General features: G+C 68.9%; 15 protein-coding genes. 6 read left to right on the forward strand and 9 right to left on the reverse strand.

The window, feature by feature from the left end; translation table 11 throughout:
* Window positions 1-2 precede the first annotated feature (2 nt).
* On the reverse strand, window positions 3-860 hold the full coding sequence (locus KXC43_RS40030; protein ID WP_221381463.1) for an aldo/keto reductase: 858 nt from the start codon (window positions 858-860) through the stop codon (window positions 3-5).
* Between the two features lie 128 nt (window positions 861-988).
* On the opposite strand from KXC43_RS40030, the gene KXC43_RS40035 reads away from it, so the two are divergent.
* Window positions 989-1,693, forward strand: a complete 705-nt coding sequence (locus KXC43_RS40035; protein ID WP_221381464.1) for a hypothetical protein — start codon at window positions 989-991, stop codon at window positions 1,691-1,693.
* Here KXC43_RS40035 and mgrA read toward each other — a convergent pair.
* Window positions 1,690-2,679: an L-glyceraldehyde 3-phosphate reductase gene (gene mgrA, locus KXC43_RS40040; RefSeq protein WP_438870943.1), complete on the reverse strand. Its 990-nt coding sequence runs from the start codon at window positions 2,677-2,679 to the stop codon at window positions 1,690-1,692. The two genes, KXC43_RS40035 and mgrA, sit on opposite strands and share 4 nt — an antisense overlap.
* Window positions 2,680-2,843: 164 nt before the next feature.
* Between mgrA and KXC43_RS40045 the strand changes: the two genes are divergently transcribed.
* Together KXC43_RS40045 and KXC43_RS40050 are read left to right on the forward strand one after the other, a co-directional pair.
* Complete coding sequence (locus KXC43_RS40045; protein WP_221381466.1) at window positions 2,844-3,527, forward strand: hypothetical protein; 684 nt, start codon at window positions 2,844-2,846, stop codon at window positions 3,525-3,527.
* A gap of 4 nt (window positions 3,528-3,531) precedes the next feature.
* On the forward strand, window positions 3,532-4,653 hold the full coding sequence (locus tag KXC43_RS40050; RefSeq protein WP_221381467.1) for a 5-methyltetrahydropteroyltriglutamate--homocysteine S-methyltransferase: 1,122 nt from the start codon (window positions 3,532-3,534) through the stop codon (window positions 4,651-4,653).
* Here the strand turns inward: KXC43_RS40050 and KXC43_RS40055 are convergent.
* Window positions 4,650-5,408 (reverse strand): Rossmann-fold NAD(P)-binding domain-containing protein, encoded by a 759-nt coding sequence (locus KXC43_RS40055; RefSeq protein WP_221381468.1) that lies wholly within the window; start codon window positions 5,406-5,408, stop codon window positions 4,650-4,652. The two genes, KXC43_RS40050 and KXC43_RS40055, sit on opposite strands and share 4 nt — an antisense overlap.
* 38 nt (window positions 5,409-5,446) lie before the next feature.
* On the opposite strand from KXC43_RS40055, the gene KXC43_RS40060 reads away from it, so the two are divergent.
* The 3 genes from KXC43_RS40060 (at window position 5,447) to KXC43_RS40070 (ending at window position 10,277) form a co-directional block, all read left to right on the forward strand.
* Complete coding sequence (locus KXC43_RS40060) at window positions 5,447-6,388, forward strand: AraC family transcriptional regulator (RefSeq protein ID WP_221381469.1); 942 nt, start codon at window positions 5,447-5,449, stop codon at window positions 6,386-6,388.
* Window positions 6,389-6,465: 77 nt separating this feature from the next.
* A complete protein-coding gene (locus tag KXC43_RS52450) occupies window positions 6,466-9,261 on the forward strand; it encodes a helix-turn-helix transcriptional regulator (protein ID WP_221381470.1) in 2,796 nt (931 codons plus the stop codon).
* 68 nt (window positions 9,262-9,329) lie between these two features.
* On the forward strand, window positions 9,330-10,277 hold the full coding sequence (locus KXC43_RS40070) for a hypothetical protein (RefSeq protein ID WP_221381471.1): 948 nt from the start codon (window positions 9,330-9,332) through the stop codon (window positions 10,275-10,277).
* A 44-nt stretch (window positions 10,278-10,321) separates the two neighbouring features.
* Here the strand turns inward: KXC43_RS40070 and KXC43_RS40075 are convergent, their stop codons facing one another.
* The 6 genes from KXC43_RS40075 to KXC43_RS40100 all read right to left on the reverse strand — a co-directional run bounded on the left by KXC43_RS40075 (window position 10,322) and on the right by KXC43_RS40100 (window position 16,985).
* Complete coding sequence (locus tag KXC43_RS40075) at window positions 10,322-11,227, reverse strand: carbohydrate ABC transporter permease (RefSeq protein WP_221381472.1); 906 nt, start codon at window positions 11,225-11,227, stop codon at window positions 10,322-10,324.
* Window positions 11,228-11,245: 18 nt separating this feature from the next.
* Window positions 11,246-12,154 (reverse strand): carbohydrate ABC transporter permease, encoded by a 909-nt coding sequence (locus KXC43_RS40080; protein ID WP_221381473.1) that lies wholly within the window; start codon window positions 12,152-12,154, stop codon window positions 11,246-11,248.
* A 46-nt stretch (window positions 12,155-12,200) separates the two neighbouring features.
* A complete protein-coding gene (gene ngcE, locus KXC43_RS40085; RefSeq protein ID WP_221381474.1) occupies window positions 12,201-13,637 on the reverse strand; it encodes an N-acetylglucosamine/diacetylchitobiose ABC transporter substrate-binding protein in 1,437 nt (478 codons plus the stop codon).
* Between the two features lie 52 nt (window positions 13,638-13,689).
* On the reverse strand, window positions 13,690-14,613 hold the full coding sequence (locus tag KXC43_RS40090) for a carbohydrate ABC transporter permease (RefSeq protein WP_221381475.1): 924 nt from the start codon (window positions 14,611-14,613) through the stop codon (window positions 13,690-13,692).
* On the reverse strand, window positions 14,613-15,602 hold the full coding sequence (locus KXC43_RS40095; protein ID WP_221381476.1) for a carbohydrate ABC transporter permease: 990 nt from the start codon (window positions 15,600-15,602) through the stop codon (window positions 14,613-14,615). The genes KXC43_RS40090 and KXC43_RS40095 overlap by 1 nt, the downstream gene beginning before the upstream one ends.
* Before the next feature lie 69 nt (window positions 15,603-15,671).
* Complete coding sequence (locus tag KXC43_RS40100) at window positions 15,672-16,985, reverse strand: extracellular solute-binding protein (protein ID WP_221381477.1); 1,314 nt, start codon at window positions 16,983-16,985, stop codon at window positions 15,672-15,674.
* Window positions 16,986-17,016 lie beyond the last annotated feature (31 nt).

Below are 17,016 nucleotides of genomic sequence, written 5' to 3' on the forward strand. Positions count from 1 at the left end.
GGTCAGATACCGAGCTCGGCCAGGTCGTCCGCCGTCAGCTTCAGCTCGGACGCCTCGGCCGAGTCGCGGATGGTCTCCGGACGGCTGGCCCCCGGAATCGGCACCACCACAGGTGACTTGGCCAGGTGCCAGGCCAGGCAGACGCGCTGCGGGCTCACCCCGTGGCGCTCGGCCACCGCGGCGAACCGGTCGGCGTGACCACCCAGCTCGGACGCCTTGCTGATGCCACCGAGCGGCGACCACGGCAGGAAGGCGATGCCCAGCTCGTCACAGAGCCGCAGCTCGGGCTCGGACGAGAGGAACGCCGGCGAGAACTGGTTCTGCACCGAAACCAGCCGGCCGCCCAGGATCTCCTGCGCCTGGCGGATCTGGCCCGGGTCGGCGTTCGAAATGCCGGCCATCTGGATCTTGCCGGCGTCGAGCAGGTCGCGGATGGCGCCGATCGCGTCGGCGTAGTCGACCTGCGGGTCGGGCCGGTGGTACTGGTAGAGCCCGATGGCCTCGACGCCGAGCCGCTTGAGCGACGCCTCGCACGCCTGCCGCAGGTAGTCCGGCGAGCCGTTCAGCGTCCAGCTGCCGTCGCCGGGGCGCAGGTGGCCGCCCTTGGTGGCGACCAGCACGCTCGACGTGTCCCCGCCGTAGGTGGCCAGGGCCCGGGCGATCAGCGACTCGTTGTGACCGACCTCGTCGGCGCCGATGTGATAGGCGTCCGCGGTGTCGATCAGCGTGATGCCCGCGTCGAGCGCGGCGTGGATCGTGCGGATCGACCGCTCCTCGTCGGGCCGGCCCTCGATCGACATCGGCATGCCGCCGAGCCCGATCGCGCCGACCGTCACGTCACCGATGCGGCGACTCTGCATGATCAAACCTTCTTTCGCGTACGGGGGCCTCACGCCCCCACAGAACTCTCGTACCCCGCCACCCCCGGATAACCCGGCGGATCGACTAGCATTGCCGCGATTTCACGTACCCCCGGGAGCGAGGCGACATGCGGTGGTTCCGGCTCGGTTCCGGGCGGCAGAAAGATCCCGCCGCTGGTCAGGCGATCGTCGACGACGTACGGGAGCGGTTCGGCGCCCACCTGCCGGGGTCGTTCCACGAGCAGGCCGAAGCGGTCGTTCCCCTGCTCGCCGGCGACGAGGGGGTGGCCGCGGCGGCCGCGATCCTGCGCGAGTTCGCCGACAGCGCGTACGCCGATCTTCAGACCCAGACGGCCGAGCTCTCCCGCCGCACCGGATACGCCTTCGCCGTCGACCGCGCCGACTACCGCTCGCTGTGGCGCGACACGCAGGGTCAGTTGCGCTGGCCGCTCTTCACCCTGCCGTGCCGCCTCCACCCGTACATCCAGGTCAGTGCGGCCGCCGGGGTGATCAGCGCCGAGGCCAAGCGGGCCACCCGGCTGACCGCCCCGGGCCCGCTGCTGGCCCACATCCTCGAGATCCTCGACCTCACGATCGACGGGTGGGAGTTCGCCCGCGTCCGCCCCGACACCGACGCCGCCGCCCTCGCCCACCGGCTGATCGGCGCCGCCCGCGACCTGCGGGGTGCGATGAGCGACGAGCCCCCGCTCCCCCGCCCGGTCCGCGAGCTCATGCGCCGCAACCACACCGTCGACATCTACGACGCCGCGTCCCCGCAGGTCGTCGGCGGCTTCAACCCCGGCCGCGAGATGCGCGAGGCCCTGCTGGCCTAGGATTCGCTCGAGCGGGCCCACAGGTTGATACCCGACTCGGTGGCGTACTTGTCGATCTCGGCCAGCTCGTCGGCCGTGAAGGCGAGCCGGCCCAGGGCCGCCACGTTGTTCTCGAGCTGGGTGACGCTGCTCGCGCCGAGCACGACCGAGGTCATCCGCGGGTCGCGCAGCGCCCAGGCGATCGCCATCTGCGCCAGCGACTGGCCCCGCCGCTGCGCGATCTCGTTCAGCGACCGGACCTTGCCCAGGTTCTCGTCGTTGATCCAGTCCGGGGTCAGCGACTTGTTCTCGGTCGCGCGCGAACCCTCGGGCACGCCTTTGAGGTAGCGGTCGGTGAGCATGCCCTGCGCCAGCGGCGAGAACGCGATGCAGCCGGCGCCGTCGCGCTCCAGCTGGTCGAGCAGGCCGCCTTCGATCCAGCGGTTCAACATCGAGTACGACGGCTGGCTGATCAGCAGGGGCGTGCCGAGCTCGCGCAGGATGGCCGCGGCCTCGGCCGTCTTCTCCGGTGAATAGGACGAGATGCCCGCGTACAGGGCCTTGCCCGACCGGACGGCGGCGGCCAGCGCGCCCATCGTCTCCTCGATCGGCGTCTCCGGGTCGTGCCGGTGCGAATAGAAGATGTCGACGTAGTCCAGGCCCATCCGCTGCAGCGACTGGTCGAGCGACGCGGTCAGATACTTGCGGGAGCCCCAGTCGCCGTAGGGGCCCGGCCACATGTCGTACCCGGCCTTGGTGGAAATGACGAGCTCGTCGCGGTAAGGGGCGAAGTCCGTGGCGAGCACACGCCCGAAGTTGGCTTCGGCCGAGCCGTACGGCGGTCCGTAGTTGTTCGCCAGGTCGAAGTGGGTGATGCCCAGGTCGAAGGCGCGGCGAAGGATGGCCCGCTGGGTCTCGAGCGGCCGGTCGTCGCCGAAGTTGTGCCAGAGCCCCAGCGACACCACCGGCAACTTCAGCCCCGAGCGGCCGCTGCGGCGGTACTCCATGGATGCGTAACGGTCCGCGTCGGCGGTGTAGATCTCGGGCACGGCTGTCCTCCGCAGGGGATGCAACAAAACAAGACCAACCTAGCCTGCCCCGCGGCCGGTCCCGATCCGATCTAGGACCCTGGTCCGATGCGCCCCGGCGCCACCCCCGCAACACTGACCGGGTGAGATTCCGTTGGATCGCCGCCGGCCTGATCGTCCTGCTCGCCGTGGCCGTCGGCGGCCTGGCCCTCGCCTACCCGTCGGCCGCTGCGACCACCTGCCCCGGCTGCTACGGGTTGACGCGGGTGCACGACGGCCTCTGGAGCGAGCGTGGTCTCACCACGGCGCAGAAAGATCAGCTGACCACCCTCGCGGCCGACGCCCGCCGGCGCGTCGCCGAGTTCTACGGCGGTCGCGAATCCGATCCGCGGCTCGTCGCCTGCTTCACCGACGACTGCTACGACCGCGTCGGCGGCGGTGGCGAGAAGGGCATCGCGGTCCTCAACCGCGCCGTCATGCTCTCGCCGCGCGGGCTCGACGCCGTCATCGCCTCCCACGAGATGTCCCACGTCGAGCTGCACGAACGGCTCGACGCCGAGGTGCCGCAGTGGTTCGACGAGGGTCTCGCCGTCGTCGTCTCGGCCGACCCCCGCTACCTGGGCGAACACTGCGCCGGGCCGGTCGACGACGCTCCGCTGCCCGCGACGCTGCCGGCCTGGCTGAGCGCCGCCGGCGCCGACCAGCAGGTCTACTCCCGGGCCGGGTGCCGGGTCAGCCGATGGCTCGACACCCACGGCGGCCCGGCGGCCGCACTGAAACTTATCGATGGACTCAACCGCGGCGAAGCGTTTCCGGAGTTACGGTGAAGTCATGACGTTGCGCGAGACGCCACCGTTCCGGGCCGACCACGTCGGCAGCCTGCTCCGCCCCGCCCGCCTGCTCGAGGCCCGCGAGCGGCGCGCCACCGGCGAGATCGACGCCGACGAGCTGCGCGCCACCGAGAGCGAGGCCATCCGCGATGTCGTGCGCATGCAGCGCGACGTGGGCCTGCGCTCGGCCACCGACGGCGAGTTCCGCCGCACCTCGTGGCACATGGATTTCATCTATCGCCTCGGCGGCATCCATCCCACCGACGAGAAGATCCAGGTCCACTTCCGCAACGCCGACGGCGAGATCGACTTCGAGTCGGCGGCGCTGGCCGTCGACGGCCCGATCCGGCTGACCGAGACGATCTTCGGCGACGACTTCGCCTTCCTCCAGTCCGTCGTGGACGACGGCGTCACCGCCAAGCTGACCATCCCGTCGCCCAGCATGGTCCACTACCGCGGCGGCCGGGCCGCGATCGACCCGGCGGTCTACCCCGACCACGAGCAGTTCTGGGCCGACCTCAGCGCCGCGTACGCCGAACAGGTGCGCCGCGTCGCCGGCCTGGGCTGCCGCTACCTGCAGCTCGACGACACCAGCCTGGCCTATCTCAACGACCCGGCCCAGCGCCGGCTGCTGACCGAACGGGGCGACGACGCCGAACACCAGCACCTGCGCTACATCCGCCAGATCAACGCGGCCATCGCCGACCGTCCCGAGGGCCTGGCCGTGACCACCCACATGTGCCGCGGCAACTTCCGCTCGTCCTGGACGGCCGAGGGCGGCTACGACTTCGTGGCCGAGGCCCTGTTCAGCGAGCTGGCCGTCGACGGCTTCTTCCTCGAGTACGACGACGAGCGCTCCGGCGACTTCGCCCCCCTGCGCTTCGTCCCACCGGGCAAACAGGTCGTGCTGGGCCTGGTCACCACCAAGCGGGGCTCCCTCGAATCCAAGGACCAGCTGAAGCGCCGCATCGACGAGGCCGCCCGCTACGTCCCCCTCGAGCAGCTGTGCCTCTCCCCCCAGTGCGGCTTCTCCTCCACGGTCGAGGGCAACGCGCTCACCTACGACGAAGAGGTCGCCAAACTGGCCCTGATCGTCGAAACCGCCGAGGAGGTCTGGGGCTAACGCAGCCAGTTCCGCACCAGGTTTTCGCTCGCGTCCCACAGCTCCCGCCGCCGTCCCGCGACCACCCGCTCGGGCACCGGCAGGCGAACGCAGCCCAGGCCGTAGAAGCCCGGCTCGCGGCCGTCCACGGCCAGCGCCACCGGCGTGCCGGCCGCCCGCGCCGGGTCGGTGCCGACCCGGCGCTGCACCGCGTCCAGCAGCAGCCGCACCAGCGCCGGGACGCCCGTCGCGTCCCGGAAGACGCGGGTCCTCACCGGTCCGGGAAAGACGCAGCTCACGGCGGCCTCCGGCGACCGTTCGGCCAGTTCGACGGCGAACAGGTCGCACGCGAACTGGGTACGGCCCGCGATCCGCAGGCCCCGGCCGCCCCGGCGCAGGTTCAGGTCGTCCATCGGGCCGAGCGTGTCACGGTAGCGACCGGCGCTCGCCACCAGCACCACCCGGCCGCCCGGCCTCAGCAGCGGCAGCAGCCGGCGCACGAGCAGGTAGCGGGAGAGGTAGTTGAGCACGAAAGCCCGCTCCAGCCCCTCCGCGGTGTGCTCGGCCCGTAGCGTGAAAACCCCGGCGCAACAAACGATCGCGGAGAGGCTGGGCTGCCGGGCGGCCACCTCGTCCGTGGCCCGGGCTGTCTCGCTCAGCAGGCTGAGGTCGGCCCGGACCATGCCACCCCGCCCGACCGTCAGCGCTCGCTCGCCCAGCGCGGCTGCCACCGCGCCACCGATCCCGCTCGAACCTGTCACCAGCACATCTCTCATGCCTCGACGCTAGGAACGAACGGCGGGACACTCCATGAGTGTCCGTCCCGAAGACCACACCGGACGTCCTGGGCTCGGTGCTGCGCGAGGTCAGCTTCGCCAGCGCCGCCTACCGCTGGATCGAGATGGGCGCGCCGTTCCGCCTGGTCTTCGACCGCCCCGGTCTGCGCGGTGTGCACCTGATCGCCGCCGGGTCGTGCGAGCTCGTGCTGGCCGACGGCGCCGTCACGCCCCTGACCGCCGGCGACACGGTCATCCTGCCCCGCGGCGACGACCACGAGTTGCGCTCCGGCCGCGCGGCCACCGCCACCTCGGGTTTCGAGCTGGCGACCCGCACCCCGGGCGCCCGCCTGCGCGGCGGTGGCCCCCGGGCGACGGCGACGATCGTCTGCGGCGCCTTCATAGCGGGCGACCCCGACCACCCGGCGCTCCGCGGCCTGCCTCCGGTGCTGTTCGTGCCCGGCGTGGACGGCCGCCCGCCACCGTGGCTGGCGCCCTACGTCGAGGTGCTGCGTCAGGAGGCCTTCGACGCCGGCCCCGGCAGCGACGTCGTGATGGCCCGCCTGTCCGACGCGCTGATCGCCCGCGTGCTGCGCGAGCCGGGCCCGGTGGCCGAGCATCCCGGCTGGCTCGCCGCCCTGCGCGATCCCCAGCTGGCCACGGCGCTGGCCGCGCTGCACACCGACCCGGCCCGTCCTTGGACGCTGGCTTCGCTCTCCGCCGCAGCCGGTCTGTCCCGGACGGCCTTCGCCGCCCGCTTCACCCGCACCGTGGGCGAGCCACCGATGCGTTACCTGCAGGCCCTGCGCCTGCACCACGCCCGCCGCCTGCTTCGCAACGAACACCTGACCGTGGCCGCAGTCGCCGCGCGGGTCGGCTACACCTCGGACGTGGCTTTCGCGGCCACGTTCCGCCGCGCCTTCGGCGTCCCCCCGGCCCAGTGGCGCCGCCACCAGAACGACCCGGACACACCAGGCTGAGCGCTTCCCGGCCGCCCAGGAGTGACACAGCCGACAGAAGCCTCGACGCGGTTCCGGGCCGGCGGGAAACTCGGGGCGTGGCGCTGGCCGGGCGGGCCGAGGAGCTCGCAATGGTGCTGGGCTGCATCCGCGACGCGACGGCCGGGACGGCCTCGACGCTGCTGGTGCGGGGCGAGCCGGGCGTGGGCAAGACCTCCCTGGTCACCGAAGTGTGTCGCGCGGCGAAGAGCCGAGTGGAGACGCTGTGGGCGCAATGCTTGCCGCTGACCTCGATGAACGCCCCGCTCCTGCCTCTGCGAGAGGTGCTGCGACGGGCCCGTCTCGCTGAGGACGTCACTCTCCCCGTCTTTGACGCGTGGTTGGACACGGCGACTGCCGACCGTCCGATGGTGCTCGTCGTCGACGACCTGCAGTGGGCCGATCGCAGCACCCTCGACGTCCTGCTCTACGTGATCGCCGGACGTCCGGACCGCGGACTCGTGGTGATCGCCACCGTCCGGGCCGGGGCTGAGGGCGAGTGGCTGTCCAGCTGGCTGGCGGACGTCCGGCGTCTCCCTCGTGTCCGAGAGCTGGTTCTCGACCGGCTCGATCGAGCTCGGACGGGTGAGCAGGTCGGCGGCATCTTCGGCCGCCCACCCGACGAGCGGCTCGTCGACGACGTGCACACGCGCACCAACGGGAACCCGTATCTGACCGAACTACTCGTCCGGAATCTCGATCCGAGCAGCACCAGGCTGCCGCCCTGGCGCCCATCGGACCTGCGGGACGCCGTCGTCCAGCCGTGGCGGAGGATGTCGGCTCGAGCACGCGACCTGACTCTGATCGTCGCTGTGGGCGGGAAACCGCGGCCGTACGACGACCTGGCGCGCGTGCTGCCCGCTCTGGGATTCGCGGGCCCGGCACTTCCAGCGCTGGAGGAGGCCGTCGCGGCTGAAGTGCTGCAGGTGCGCCCGGACGAGACCTTCTGGTTCACCCATCCGCTGCTCGCCGAGATGTTGGTCGCCGATCTTCTGCCCGAGCAACAGCGGCAACTGCACGGCGCGTGGGCGGCGAACCTCGATGGCGCCGAGCCGGTGGACCTGGCCGACCACTATGCCTGGGCCGAGATGACGGAACCGGCTTTCCGATGGGCTCTGCGGGCCGCCGCGTCGACCGCTCGCCCCGCGGAACGGTTGCGACTGTTTCGCCGAGCCCTGTCGTTGTGGGCCGACATCACGGATCCCGGCATCGCCGAAGCCGAACTCTGGGAGTGCGTCCGCGCCGCCGCCGAACAGGCGGGACTGGACCAGGATCAACTCGAGGCGATCGAAGCACTCGTCGTCCGGTTACCGCCGGACGGGGATGACCTTCTGCGGGGCCGCCTCACGACCGAGCGGGCCGCGCTGCGTTTCGAGATGGGTTACAGCGGTCCGGACGTAGGCCTCAGGCGCACGGCGGTCGAGATCACCGCCTCGTCTCCGAACAGCCCCGAACATGCGATTGCCACCGCCGAGTTGGCTTTGGGCATGATGTTCGAGCACGATCCGGACGGGGTGACCGTTGCCGCAGCGGCGATCAAGCTCGCCGAGACCTGCGGCGACGACGAGGCCTTGGCCGAAGCACTCGTTGCCGCGGCATACGCGGAGCTGAGGAAGGGCCGGCCGGACGCCGCACGGGCCGCAGCGGCACAGGCCGGGCAGATCGCCATACGACTGCGCCGCTACGTCCTGTTCAAACTCGCGATATACGCAGCGGCGAACGTGAGTGGCGGATCCCATCGCGAGACGGCCGAGATCTTCGGGCGCGGCGCTGAAGAGTTGACCAACTGCCGAGCCCCCCACAGCCATGTTGCCGAGATGTGCGCGTGGGAGGCCGATCTCTTGATGTGGGCGGGCGACTGGAGGAGATGCCAGCAGCGGCTGCGGGTCGCCCTCGGAGCACGTCCGGGTCGGCGTGGCGACGCACGTGCCCGAGTGACCGCCGCCCGTCTCGCGTGTCTGCAGGGTCGTCAGGCCGAAGCCGAGGGACACATCGCCCGCGCAGAAGAGATCTTCCCCGTGCATCGCACTGACGAGATGTCGCTACTGCAGTTCCATGACGTCAAGGCGTTGATAGCCCTGGCTGCGGGCGATGCCGAGCGCGCCTTCAACGCGGCTGTCCGCAGCATGGAACGCGACGGGTGGGTCGAAGACATGCTGCCGATAGCCGCGCGGGCCCTCGCCGATCTGGCCGAGGCCCGCATCGACTCCGGGCGCGATCCCGCACCGGTCCTGGCGCGGCTCAGCGAGTTCCGCCGCCGATATCCCGAAGTGATCGCTGACCTCGGAGCAGTGCTGCCGGAGGAACGAAGGCGCGCATTTCAGGCGCTGGCAGACGCGGAAACGGCCCGGGCGGCCCATGATCCAGCCGGAGTGTCCCTGTGGCGCGTAGCAGCCGATGCCTGCCATGAGGGAGGGCAACCGTGGGACGAGGCCTACGCCTGCTGGCGCATGGCCCAGGCCGCCCTGCGCGATCGGCGAAACCACCGCGACGTTCCCGAGGCACTACGCCGGGCCCACCGGCTGGCGGAAGACCTTGCTGCCGGGAAACTCCGGGACGACATCGAAAGGATGGCCCGCAGCGCCCGGGTCGACCTGACCCCGGCCGAGCGGCCGACGCCGGCGCCACCCGACCTGCCCGGCCTGACCGTGCGTGAACGAGAGGTTCTCGGTCACCTGCTCACGGGCGGCACCAACGCAGAAATCGCCAAGATTCTTGTGCTGAGCGAGAAGACGATCGGCGTCCACATCTCGAACATGCTGCGCAAGACCGGCACGACCAACCGCATCGAGCTGGCCGAGCTCGCCCGTAGACATCAGGCGCCCGATTCTGAAGAGCACAACGGCCGGTTCTGAAGAGCCGCTCCCGATGTGGGGCACCACCTCGAGCGACAGCGTGGAGTCATTCCGACAAGGAGGACTCCATGTCCGCTCTGCAAGCACCCATCGCACTGGCCCTCACCGCCGTGGTCGCAGCCTCGCCCGTACAACCGGCCTGGGACGACCCGCGCCCGGCAGCACCGGCATCCGCTGTCGTCGCCGGCGGACTCCCGACCCGGCTCACACAGTCCACCGGCAACCTGTACTGGACGACCGTTCGCGGCGACCGTGCGGTCGTGCTCCGCACGTCGAAGCTGGCCCGCCCCGGCCAGGAACGGCAGCTTTTCTCCGTCCCCGCGGCACGGTATCGGCTCGGCGCCGTGACCTTCGCCCGGGCCGGCAACGCATTCCGCTTCTGGGTGGTGGTCAACGATCGGCGGACCAACCGGTCCTCGATCAGGCAGTTCGCCGGGCCCGGCCCGAGGACCATCAGTTCACCGGAACCGATCGGCACCCGGGACCTGATCACCGACGGCCGCTATCTCTTCTGGGCGGACACCGGCGGGGTACGCCGGGTGCCCGTGACCGGCGGCACGCCGGCCACGCTGTTCACGGGCGCCGGCCTGCGGCACGTCGGCATCGGTGGCAGCCATCTCTACTTCTCCCAGCACACGCAGATCTTCCGCACGAATCTGAATGGCACCGGCCGCACCAGGCTGATCCCCCGGACGACGGGGACGGTCAGCGCGATGCACGTACGGAATTCGACCGTCTACTACGGGCTGCGCACCGGCGTGGTGCGCAGCCGGACCGGCCTCAACCCGACCGTCGGATACCGGCCCTCGCCGAACAGCCGCGTGACCTCGATCTCCCACGACGGCACGAACATCGTCTGGTCCTGGTGCGACCGGGCGACCTGGAGGAACTGCACCATCCGCTTCGTGGGCCGGCCCGCCGTGTACTTCGGCGGCAACCAGGCGCACGACATTCAGGGTGACTCGCGCTGGATCTTCTACGCCAACAGCGCCGGCGTGCAGCGGCTACCTCGTTGAGAACGGACTGATCCCCCGGCGCAGGGACGCCGGGGGATCAGGACCTACTTGACGGCGCCGGCGGTGAGGCCGGCCTGGATCTGACGCTGGAAGATGGCGTACACGATGATCATGGGGAGAATCGTGAGGACCAGGGCGGCGAACAGGGTGGACCACTCGGCCTGGTAGCCGGCCGAGACGCTGATCTGAGCGATGCCCTGGGTGAGCAGCAGTTTCTGGTCGGCGCCGGGGCCGCTCATGATGACCACCGGCAGCAGGTACTGGTTCCACTGGCCGACGATGTTGAAGATCGTGATGCTGACCAGGCCGGAGCGGGCCATCGGCATCATGATCTGGAAGAACTTGCGGACGTGGGAGGCGCCGTCGACCGTGGCCGCCTCCTCGATCTCGTACGGCAGGCTCTTGAAGAACGCGGCCAGGAAGAAGATCGTGAACGGCAGCGAGTAGGCGATGTACACCAGGATCAGGCCCGTGAACGAGCCCAGCAGGCCGATGCCCTTGAGGATGTAGAACAGCGGCGCCAGCGCCATGAATGTCGGAAACGCCAGGCCCGAGACGAACAGGTAATAGATCGCGCGGTTGCCCGGGAACTTGTAGCGGGCCAGCACATAGGCGGCCATCGCGCCCAGCAGCATCGTGCCGGCGGTGCTGATCAGCACCACGAAGACGCTGTTGATGAAGTAGCGGCCGATGTGCGCGTCGCTCCACGCGTTGGCGTACGTGCTGAACGAGAACTGATTGGGCAGCGCGAACGGCTTGCCCAGGAAGATCTCGGTGTTGCTCTTGAACGACGCGAGCAGCACCCAGAGCAGCGGCCCGGCCGTGATCAGGGCCCACGCGACCAGGGCGACGTGGGAGAGGCCGGTGGCGATCTTGAGGTCGCGCTTGGGTTCCGGCGCGCGGCCCGCGGAGGGCGCCGTGGTGCCGGGAGTCTTGGTGATGGTGGTCATCGTCTCGCCTCTCGCCGCTCAGGCTTCGACGGATTCGCGCCGGGTGGCCGACAGGGTCACCCAGGCGAAGGTCAGGGTCAGGAAGAAGAGGACCACGCCCAGCGCGGAGGCGTAGCCGGCCTGCGAGAACTCGAAGGCGTTGCGGTAGATCATGAGGCTGAGCACCGAGGTCGCGCCGTCGGGGCCGCCGCGGTCGACGGTCATGATGTTGACCAGCGCGAAGGCGTCGAAGGCGGCGATGCCGAGGTAGACCCAGGCGACCTGCACCGTGTTCCACAGCAACGGGATCGTGATCTTGAAGAACAGGGTCACCCGGCTGGCGCCGTCGATCGCGGCCGCCTCGTACACCTCGGTCGGGATGTTGCCCATGCCGGCCGAGAACAGCACGACGTAGAAGCCGACCGCCTGCCAGACCAGCACGACGAGGATGCAGCCCATCGCGTAGCGTTCGTCGGCCAGGAACAGCCAGGGTGACCACGACTCCGGGAACAAGCCGTTGATCATGCCGCTCTTGTCCGGCCCGAACACCCGGCCGAAGATCACCGCGACGATGGCCAGCGCCAGCAGCTGCGGGAAGAAGAAGATGATCCGGTAGACCTTCGAGCCCCAGACACCGCGGGTCACCCCGCCCTTGTGCCCGCCGCCCACATTGAGCAGGAACGCGAACACCAGGGCGAGGACGACGGTGATGAGCGGCAGGAAGACCAGCAGGAAGATGTTGTGCTTGATCGACTGCCAGAAGGTCGTGTCGTCCCACATCTTCCGGAAGTTCTCCAGGCCGACGAAGTTCTCGACCGGCCCGAGACCCGACCATTCGTAGACCGACAGATAAAACGCCTGGATGTAGGCCCAGACCACGAAGACCGCGTAGAGCGCCACCGGCACGACAAGGAAGCCGATGATGAAGGGATACTTGCCGTGCCGCATGGCGTCTACCGTCCTGCCTTCGTGCTTTGGATCAGTTACCGATTGATCAGCTGCGGGTGAACTTGGTGACGGCGGAGTCCTTGGCCACGGCCTGGGACGCCTTCTCCATCCGTTCGCAGAACTTGGCCGCGTCGTAGTCCTTGAACATCAGGTCGTTGGCCGCGGCGCGGGACTCGTCGTCGAGCTTCTTGTACCAGGTGTCGAACAGGTAGCCCATGAAGATGTCCTTGCCGGCCTTGGTCACCGCGTCGTTCGCGCTGGTCAGTCCGGGGGAGATCGTCTGGCCGTCGGACGCGCCCGCCACCACCGTAAGCGACTTGGTGAGCTTCGTGAACTCCAGCGCCGCCTCCTTGGAGAGCATGGTGCGCAGGTATTCCTTGCCGCCCTGGGGGTTCTTGCCCTTGGCCGCGGCGAAGTAGATCTCACCGGCGGCCGCGTTGATCGCCGTGGCCGGCAGCTTGTCGGCGGCGGTGACGCTCGGGTACGCCGCGATCGCGTACTCGAAGCCCTTGGGGGTGTCCTTGGCCTGCTCGTTCTCGAGCCAGGAGCCGCACGGGTAGAACCCGACCTTGTCCTGGTTCTGCTGGAGCTGGACCTCGGTGTGACGCAGGCCGAGGAACGTCTTGTTGATGTAGTTCTTGCCGATGCCGGCCCACGCCTCGGCTGCCTGCTTGATGGCGTCGTTGGTCCAGGCGCCTTCCTTCAGGTTGTCGATGTCCTTGAGAACCTGCTCGGTGCCGATCTTGCCGGCGCTGGTCAGGATGGCCCGGACCATGTAGTACGACGCGTTGGCGCCCGCGTAGCCGAACGGCACGACGCCCGCGGCCTTCATCTTGTCGCACAGCGCGGTGAACTCGGCCCACGTGGTCGGCGGGGTCCAGCTGTTCTTCTTGAACAGCGTCGCGTTGTACCAGAGGCCGAACACGGTGTACGAGTAGTTCACCGCGAACGGCTTGCCGTCGTAGCTGCCCTGCTCGATCGCGCCCGGCACCAGGGTGTCGGCCACGGTCTTGCCCTGGATGTCGAGCGACGGCGCGGCGAACAGGTCGGTCAGGTCGGCCGCCTGGCCGGCCTTCACGATCGCGCCGAAGTCCATCAGCTTCGAGCCCGAGTTGTTGATCATGTCCGGCGGGTTGCCGCCGTTGATCCGGGGCTGGATGACCGTCGAGATCTCTTCGGTCTGGGAGTACGTGACCTTGGCTTCCGGCCACTTCTTGTTGAACAGCGGGGTGTCCACCTTGGTGGCGTAGTCGGTGCCCAGACCGCCGTTGAAGATAACGATCTCGACGCCGGCCTTGGGGTCGATGCCGAGCGGGTTGTCCGCCGACTTCGTACCGGTGGCCTGGTCCTGCGTGCCCTCGTCGGAGCTGCCGACACAGGCGCTCAGCATGCCCACGGCGGGGGTGGCCAGGAGACCGACGGCAGCCGCGCGACGCAGCAGCGTACGACGGTCCAGTTCGGGCTTCGGGAATATGTCGGTCACAGCATCTCCTCAGTGCTTGCTGTTTTGGTGCCTTACTGGTGTTGAGTCCTGATCATCCCTTGACCGCGCCGGCGGTGAGGCCGGTCGCGATATTGCGCTGGATGATCAGGAAGAAGATCACCACAGGGATCGAGGTGATGATCGCACCGGCCATGAGGGGCCCCCAGGCGGTACCGCGCGTTGTCTGGTTCTGCAGCAGCCAGGCCATCAGGTTCTGCTTGTCCGGGCTGTTGAGCGTGTTGATGATGATGAACTCGTTCCAGGCCTGGATGAACCCGTAGACACTGGTCGCCACCAGACCGGGGCCGGTGAGCGGCAGGATGATGCGCCAGAAGACCTGAGCCCGGGTGCAGCCGTCGATCAACGCCGCCTCGTCCAGCTCCCGGGGGATGCCGGAGATGAAGCCGCGAAGCGTCCAGACGGTATAGGGCAAAATCAGCACGAGGTAGGTGATGCTCACACCGATCAAACTGTTGGTCAAGTCCGCGCTCTGCAGCATGAGGAACAGCGGGATCAGCAGCGACAGGAACGGGATCAGCTGCACCACCAGGACGACCAGGATGATCGCCTTGCGGCCGTAGAACGAGAACCGCGCGATCGACAGCGCCCCGAGGAAGCCCACGACCAGGGCGCCGGCCACCGCCAGCAGGGTGACGATGACGCCGTTGAGCATGTCCTTGAGGAACAGCGGGGCCTTGAAGGCGGAGATGAAGTTGTCGAGCGTCGGGCTGGTCGGCCAGAACGTCGGCTCCAGCGCCAGCACCTCGTCGGCCGGCTTGAACGCGGTGTTCAGCACCCAGTAGACCGGGAACAGCATGAGCACCGAGAAGACGACCCCGGCCGCGTTGGCCAGGATCGTGCCGGCCCGGCTGCGCCCGACGGTGATGACACCGTCGTCGGCCTTGGCCCGGCGGCGCTTGAGCGGCACGGTGGAGGCCGGCGCGGGCGCGGCGGGACTCGCTGCGGGGGCGACCATCAGTCCACCTCTCCGATCCTGAACATCTGCCGGATATAGAAGATCATCACGCCGAGCATGAGCAGCACCGTGATCACTGCGATGGCCGAGCCCAGGCTGTACCGGGACTGGCCGAAGGCCTGCGTGTACGAATAGGTCGCGAGCGTCTGGAACTGAGGCTCCGGGTGGCCGTCACGCAACACCCAGGCCTGCGTGAAGAGGCCGAAGTTCCAGATCACCGAGAGCGTGGTGACGATCATGATCAGTGGCTTCAGGATCGGCAGGATGATGTTGCGCAGCGCCTGCCAGGGGGTGGCGCCGTCGACCGTGGCCGCCTCGAGCAGCTCCTTGGGCACCTGGGTCAGGCCGGCGTTGAGGGTGATGGCCAGGAACGGGATGCCCGCCCAGACCACCAGCGTGGTGATGACGCTCCAGCCCTGCCACGGGTTCACGAACCAGCTGTGGTTCTGGTAGTCCACGCCCGGCAGCAGATCGATCAGGTAGTTCACGACGCCGAAGTCGGAGTCGGTCATCCACCGGAAGATCTGGGCGGCGACGAGCTGCGGCAGCGCCCACACGAACATCATCGCGACGACCATGAACAGCCGGACACCGCGGCTGACCCGGCGCATCAGCAGCGCGATGCCCAGGCCGACCAGAACCGAGATCAGGACCGAGACGAAGGTGAAGGCCACCGTACGCCCGACAACGGCCCAGAAGACGTTGTCGCTGAGCACCCGGGTGTACTGGTCGAAGCCGACCCACGGGGGCGTGCGCCCGCTGAGCAGCTCGCGCAGGCGCATGTTCTGGAAGGACAGGACGACCATTCGGACCAGCGGGTATCCCAGCAGGCCGGCGATCAGCAGGAGGGCGGGCAGGGCGAGCAGCCACGGGGTGCGGCCACTGCCACGGGGGCGGCGCTTCGGCGCGGCGTGACCGGGCGTCCGGTTCTGCTGCGACCGGCCGGGGTCGTTCGGCCGCCGGGTCGCCGGGGAGTCGACGACAGACATCGGCTTTCCCTTTCTGAAGGGGCTGGCAAGCTGCCCGCCTCTTCGAGGAGGCGGGCAGCTCGGCGGATGTCAGCTCTCGTTGAGCGTCGAGTTGATCTGGTCGTCGGCCCACTTGGCCCCGTCAGCCACCGACTTCTTGCCGGTGAGGACGTCGGTCAGCATGGTCTGCAGGATCGCGCCCTTCTCGACGTCGGCCCACTTCTCGGCGTTCGGCGGGAACCAGCTGTTCTTCGCGGCCAGAGCGGCCGGCGCGATCTTCGGGTTGTCCGCCGCGGCCTTGTCGAGCAGCGCGGTCGCGTTCGGCAGCGCGTTGGCCTTGACCAGCCCGGCCATCGAGGTGCTGTCGGTGAAGGCCTTGACCCACTGGGCGGCCAGCTCCTTGTTCTGGCTCTTCTCGGTGATGCCGAGGTTGGAGCCACCGAGGAACGACGGGATCTCGGGCATCGGCGCGGCGGCCAGCTTGCCCTTCACCTTGGTCGGGACCAGCTTGGAGTTCGGGTCGTTGGGGTCCTTCTTGGTCTCCTCGGCCGAACCCTGCTCCCACGCGTTGCCGTAGAACATGGCCGCGGTGCCCTGGGCGAACGTGTTGGCCTGGTCGTTCTCGTTCTTGGTGGGGTCGGCCTTCGAGTACTTCTTGACCAGGTCGACCCACTTCTGCAGGCCCTCGATCGACTGCGGCGTCGACAGCTGGCCGACCCACTTGTCGCCGTCCTGCTTCGCGATCTCGCCGCCGGAGGACTTGACCCAGCTCATCGCCGCGTACCAGTACTGGCCCGGCATGTAGACGGCGCCGAACTTGCTGTTGGCCTTCTCGGCAGCCTGAACCTTGTCGGCGACCGACAGGAACTCGTCGTACGTCTTCGGAGCCTCGGTGAAACCGGCCTTCTTGAGCAGGTCGGTGCGGTAGATCAGCACGCGGGCGCCGGCGTAGTAGGGCACGCAGTAGGTCTTGCCCTCGAAGTCACAGGCCCCCTTGAGGCCCTGCAGCCACGAGCCCGAGTTCTCGTAGTCGGCCGGGTTGACCGCACCGAAGGCGCCGCTGAAGACGTACTTGGGGAACTCGGTGTTGCCCAGCTCGACGACGTCGGGGACGTCGCTGCCGGCCAGGGTCGCGTCCAGCTTGGTGAGGTGGTTGGCCCACTGCTGGTACTCGACGTTCACCTGAGCGCCGGTGGCGGCGGTGAACCGCTTGCTGGCGTCGTCGACGACGCCCTTCCAGGCGGTCTGCGCGTCGACCATGAGCCAGACCTTGAGGGTCTTGCCGGTGCCGTCAACCTTGCCGGAAGCCGAGGTGGTAGGGGCGTCTTCGTCGTTGGAGCCGCAGGCAGCGGCACCGAGCAGCGTCGCAGCGATGGCCGCGGCGGCAGCGATCTTGCGCTTCACGCTTCCTCCTGGGGAGTTATATCTACTGGGG

Origin of the sequence: Paractinoplanes polyasparticus (assembly GCF_019710575.1) — a bacterium.
In the GTDB taxonomy this organism is placed as follows: Bacteria; Actinomycetota; Actinomycetes; order Mycobacteriales; family Micromonosporaceae; genus Actinoplanes; species Actinoplanes polyasparticus.

What these genes read in the sequence shown, in the direction of transcription:
- KXC43_RS40095 (WP_221381476.1), bottom strand. Translation starts at nt 15,602, where the DNA reads ATGTCTGTCGTCGACTCCCCGGCGACCCGGCGGCCGAACGACCCCGGC.
- KXC43_RS40055 (WP_221381468.1), bottom strand. Translation starts at nt 5,408, where the DNA reads ATGAGAGATGTGCTGGTGACAGGTTCGAGCGGGATCGGTGGCGCGGTG.
- KXC43_RS40070 (WP_221381471.1), top strand. Translation starts at nt 9,330, where the DNA reads ATGTCCGCTCTGCAAGCACCCATCGCACTGGCCCTCACCGCCGTGGTC.
- KXC43_RS40035 (WP_221381464.1), top strand. Translation starts at nt 989, where the DNA reads ATGCGGTGGTTCCGGCTCGGTTCCGGGCGGCAGAAAGATCCCGCCGCT.
- KXC43_RS40090 (WP_221381475.1), bottom strand. Translation starts at nt 14,613, where the DNA reads ATGGTCGCCCCCGCAGCGAGTCCCGCCGCGCCCGCGCCGGCCTCCACC.
- KXC43_RS40075 (WP_221381472.1), bottom strand. Translation starts at nt 11,227, where the DNA reads ATGACCACCATCACCAAGACTCCCGGCACCACGGCGCCCTCCGCGGGC.
- KXC43_RS40050 (WP_221381467.1), top strand. Translation starts at nt 3,532, where the DNA reads ATGACGTTGCGCGAGACGCCACCGTTCCGGGCCGACCACGTCGGCAGC.
- mgrA (WP_438870943.1), bottom strand. Translation starts at nt 2,679, where the DNA reads ATGGAGTACCGCCGCAGCGGCCGCTCGGGGCTGAAGTTGCCGGTGGTG.
- KXC43_RS40080 (WP_221381473.1), bottom strand. Translation starts at nt 12,154, where the DNA reads ATGCGGCACGGCAAGTATCCCTTCATCATCGGCTTCCTTGTCGTGCCG.
- KXC43_RS40030 (WP_221381463.1), bottom strand. Translation starts at nt 860, where the DNA reads ATGCAGAGTCGCCGCATCGGTGACGTGACGGTCGGCGCGATCGGGCTC.